Raw genomic sequence first — 4532 nt, forward strand, 5'->3', positions numbered from 1 at the left:
AAGGGCGACGACTACCTGGACGGCGGCTATGGCGATGACGTATTGACGGGTGACGAGGGCAACGATCAACTCTACGGCCAGTCCGGCAAGGATATCCTCGAGGGCGGCGAGGGCGACGACAAGCTGTATGGTCAGGACGGCGACGATATCCTGACGGGTGGCAGCGGCGACGATTATCTCGAGGGTGGCTACGGCAGCGACACGTATGTGTACGACAAGGGCGACGGCTACGACACGATCTATAACGGTGTAACCGGCTACAAACACGGGACGGATTGCCTGAAGTTCGGGGAAGGGATCTCGGCGAACGATCTCGAGTTGAGCCGCCGCGGGAACGATGCGATACTCTCATTGAAGGATGGAACGGGGAGTATCCTCATAAAGGACTGGTACTCCGATTATCGGAACAAGCTGGATGTGATCGAGTTTTCGGACGGCACGAAGTGGAGCGCCGGAGATGTGGAGTCCCGTACGGTGGCCTACGGAACAGATGAAAGCGAAGTTCTGGGTAAGGTCGAGAACTACAGAGGCAACGACACGATCCATGCGGGCGGTGGAGATGACGAGGTTTATGCCGGAGACGGCGACGACAAGGTATACGGCGAGGCCGGAAACGATAAGCTGTATGGAGGCTCCGGCAAGGATGTTCTTGAGGGTGGTGAGGGCGACGACAAGCTGTATGGTCAGGACGGCAACGATATCCTGACGGGCGGCAGCGGCGACGACTACCTCGAGGGCGGCCATGGGGGCGACACGTATGTGTACAATAAGGGAGACGGCCACGACACGGTCAACAACGGTGAGACCGGCTACAAACACGGGACGGATTGCCTGAAGTTCGGGGAAGGGATTTCGGCGGACGATCTCGAGTTGAGTCGCAGCGGAAATGATGCGATATTCTCATTGAAGGATGGAACGGGGAGTATCCTCATAAAGGACTGGTACGCCGATTACCGGAATAAGCTGGATGTGATCGAGTTTTCCGATGGAAGTGCTTGGAAGGCCTCCGATGGCAAAGGTATTGAAGAGTATTTTTCGAAAAAAACGGAGGCGAACCAGGAAACAAGCTTTGCGGCATCTCCCGGATCGGTAAAGCCCAAAACGGATGTGAGGGCGCTCTCAAAATACAATGTCGAGGAGTCCCTTGCCGCCCTCTCCGCACCGTCGTTTGTGTCCTTGCTGTGCGGAGGATTGAACGGGACGGCCGAGAGGCGGATCGGCGGTTGGAATCATGACCGTTCCCTTGCGGCGATGGTGAACGGGCCCTCGAATGCCGGGAACTCCGAGACGGACCGTTTGGCGATGGATGTGGCCTTGGCGGGCCTGAGTTTCGGGACGCCGGGCTGCGGGCTGGCCTGCGATGCCGCGATGTCCGAACCCTTCGGAACGGATGCGGTGAAGCTTTCCGTATCGGCGGAGGATAGCCTGAACAAACATTTCGAAAGGGGAGCCCGACATGCCGGATTGTCCGGGAACAGGTAGCGTTTTTTCATGGCGGAAACGATGACGGACCGTTCCGGGAGTTTCAGTCCCGGACCCGGAGCCGGGAACGGAAGGAATACGAAAGGAGAAGCGGGGCCGGAGGGCTCCGCTTTCTCCGGTTCTGCGGCGCTGGTGGAGAATGCCATCGTCTCCCTGGCGATAGCTGCGCGCATTGCAGGGATACCTGCGGATCCCGAGAGCCTGTGCCGTGCGTTTCCCTCGCGGGAACCCTCCGCCATCCCCCTCATCCTCCTGCGTGCGGCAAAGGCGCTGGGCCTCAAGGCAAAGAGGATGACGACCTCGGCGGAAAGGCTCGACAGGCTGCCTCAGCCTTCGCTGCTTCTCCTCTCCGACGGCGGCGTTGTGATCTTTCTGAGGTTCGAGGCGGCGAAAAACGAGGCCGCACCGGACGCTTCTCCCGACGCTTCTCCTGGAAACGGGCGGGTCATGCTGCTCCGAGCCGGGGAGAAAAGGCCGTTCGTCTGGAGCTGCGAAGAGCTGGGCGCGGTGTGGGAGGGAGACGCCATCCTTCTGGCCCGGCGCTTCTCCCTGGCGGAGCTGGGCAGGAAGTTCAGCATCGGGTGGTTCCTGCCGGTGATCCTGCGGTTCAAGCGTCACCTGGGCGAGGTCTTCGTCGGGTCTTTCTTTCTTCAGACGTTCGGCCTGATCACGCCGCTCTTCTCGCAGGTGATCATCGACAAGGTCCTGATCCACAAGGGGCTTTCCACCTTGGATGTGCTCGTGCTGGGGTTGTTCCTCATCAACATCTTCGAGATGATCCTGGGCGTGACCCGCACCTACCTGTTCTCCCACACGACGAACCGGGTGGACGTCATCCTGGGAGCCAAGCTGTTCAAACATCTCCTGGCGTTGCCGCTGCCGTACTTCGAGGCCCGTACGGTCGGGACCACGATCGCACGGGTCCGGGAGCTGGAGACGATCCGCTCCTTCATCACCGGCACGGCGCTGACGGTGGTGCTGGACCTGATCTTCACGGTCGTGTTCGTGGCCGTGATGTTCTTCTACAGTCCGAAGCTGACGTTGATCTCGCTTGCGGCGCTGCCGTTCTTCGTCGCGCTCTCCGTGGTCGTGACCCCGATCATCCGGGAGCGTCTGAACAAGAAGTTTGCGTGCAACGCGGAGTCCCAGTCCTACCTGGTGGAGATGGTTACGGGCATCCAGACCGTCAAGAGCCTGGCCATCGAGCCGCAGCTGAACTATCGCTGGGAGGGGCTGCTGGCGAACTACGTCCGATCCTCCTTCCGCGCGGGGTTCCTGAGCAGCCTTGCGGGCAGCACGGCGCACCTGATCCAGAAGACGTCGACCCTCGCCATCCTGTGGTTCGGAGCGCGGATGGTGATGGACGGCGAGTTCACGGTGGGGCAGCTGATAGCGTTCCAGATGCTCTCCGGCCGCGTCACGGAGCCCATATTGCGCCTGGCGACGCTCTGGCAGGATTTTCAGCAGGTACGGCTCTCGATAGAGCGCCTTGGGGACGTGCTGAACTTCCCCGCGGAGCCGGACAGCTCGCCGGGCCGCAGTTCGCTGGGGCGGATCAAGGGCCGCATCGAGTTCGACCACGTGGGGTTCCGGTACCGGCTGGACGGGCCGCCGATACTGGACGACATCGACCTGACCGTGGAGCCGGGGACGACGGTGGGCATCGTGGGCCGTTCGGGTTCGGGTAAGAGCACGCTGACCAAGCTGGTGCAGAGGTTTTATGTTCCCGTGCAGGGCCGGCTGCTCATCGACGGGGTCGACCTCGCCCAGGTCGATCCCGTGTGGCTCAGGCGTCAGATCGGCGTAGTGCTTCAGGAGAACTTTCTGTTCAACGGAAGCGTGAGGGACAACATCGCCGTGGTGGATACGTCGGCGCCCCTGGAGCGCGTGATTGCGGCGGCGAAGCTCGCCGGAGCCCACGACTTCATCCTGGAGCTGCCGGACGGGTACGATACGCCGGTCGGGGAGCGGGGCTCGTCCCTGTCGGGGGGGCAGCGCCAGCGCATCGCGATAGCGCGGACGCTGATGACCGATCCGCGCATTTTGATCTTCGACGAGGCGACGAGCGCGCTGGACTACGAGTCGGAGCGGATCATCCAGCAGAACCTGCGCAGCATCTGCCGGGGCCGGACGGTGTTCATCATCGCGCACCGGCTCTCCACGGTGCGCATGGCCGACACCATCCTGGCGATGGACAAGGGCCGCATCGTCGAGCGGGGCACGCACGACGAACTGCTGAGAAAGGGCGGGCTCTACAGCTTTCTGCACCGGCAGCAGGCGCTGCTGGGTGATACGGAAGGGGCCGGAGGGGAGCCGGTTTCCAGCCGGGACGCATAAAACATCTTGTCCCCGTCTTCTTGAAAAAGCTGTGGGATGATCCTTCTGATACACTTGGGGCGGGAGGGGTTCCGATGATTATGGAGAAGAATCCAATGGGAAGCGATACCAGTCGGAAAGCGATAGGAGAATTCGTCCGTCGACTCCGGGGCGCGGAGGGAGATAATCTTCTGCGTGTCGTTCTGTTCGGTTCTCTGGCGCGGGGGGAAGCCCGCGAGGACTCCGACGTCGACGTTTTCGTTCTGCTCAAGGAATACGACAGGACGGGGGCGGAAAAAGCCGCCATAAAGGACAGGATTTTCGCTATCGCATCGGCGGTCGAGGATTTGAACGACCGCAAGGTCTACATCTCCCCGCTGATTCGGTCCGAGGCGACGTATATGAAGAACAGAAGAGCTTCCATGATTTATTATGACATCGCCGACGAGGGGATTCTGCTCTATGAAAAAGACGCTTGATGACGAGGACAGGAGATATCTGGTACGTTCCTACGAGACGAAGGCCCTGGAAGCCCTGAGGATGCGCGCGATCTGCTCGAACGCAGACCGGGATTGTCCGCACGCATGTCCTACGAGGCCGCGTATCACTTTACGGCGGCGCTTTTTGTCAGTGGAGGAATTTCTCTGCCCCGAACGCATCGGGGCATGAACAGCGAATTGTATAGGAACTTCGTCGACGTGGGGCTATTCCCCAAGGATGTGGCCTCCTGTCTT

General features: G+C 60.8%; 3 protein-coding genes. All 3 read left to right on the forward strand.

Features of this window, described 5'->3' with window-relative positions:
• Nucleotides 1–1482, forward strand: a 1482-nt coding sequence (locus tag ABLA28_RS10610) for a calcium-binding protein (RefSeq protein WP_347713639.1), incomplete at its 5' end; no start/stop codon positions are given.
• A gap of 9 nt (nt 1483–1491) precedes the next feature.
• Nucleotides 1492–3819 carry a type I secretion system permease/ATPase gene (locus tag ABLA28_RS10615; RefSeq protein ID WP_347713640.1) on the forward strand — a complete coding sequence of 776 codons (2328 nt, stop codon included), beginning with the start codon at nt 1492–1494 and terminating at the stop codon, nt 3817–3819.
• Nucleotides 3820–3839: 20 nt separating this feature from the next.
• Nucleotides 3840–4277 (forward strand): nucleotidyltransferase domain-containing protein, encoded by a 438-nt coding sequence (locus tag ABLA28_RS10620; RefSeq protein WP_347713641.1) that lies wholly within the window; start codon nt 3840–3842, stop codon nt 4275–4277.
• Nucleotides 4278–4532: the final 255 nt, after the last annotated feature.

This window comes from uncultured Fretibacterium sp. (assembly GCF_963544685.1).
In the GTDB taxonomy this organism is placed as follows: Bacteria; Synergistota; Synergistia; order Synergistales; family Aminobacteriaceae; genus CAJPSE01.

Excerpts from the sequence above, each read along its gene's own strand:
- ABLA28_RS10615 (WP_347713640.1), top strand. The coding sequence starts at position 1,492 with ATGGCGGAAACGATGACGGACCGTTCCGGGAGTTTCAGTCCCGGACCC.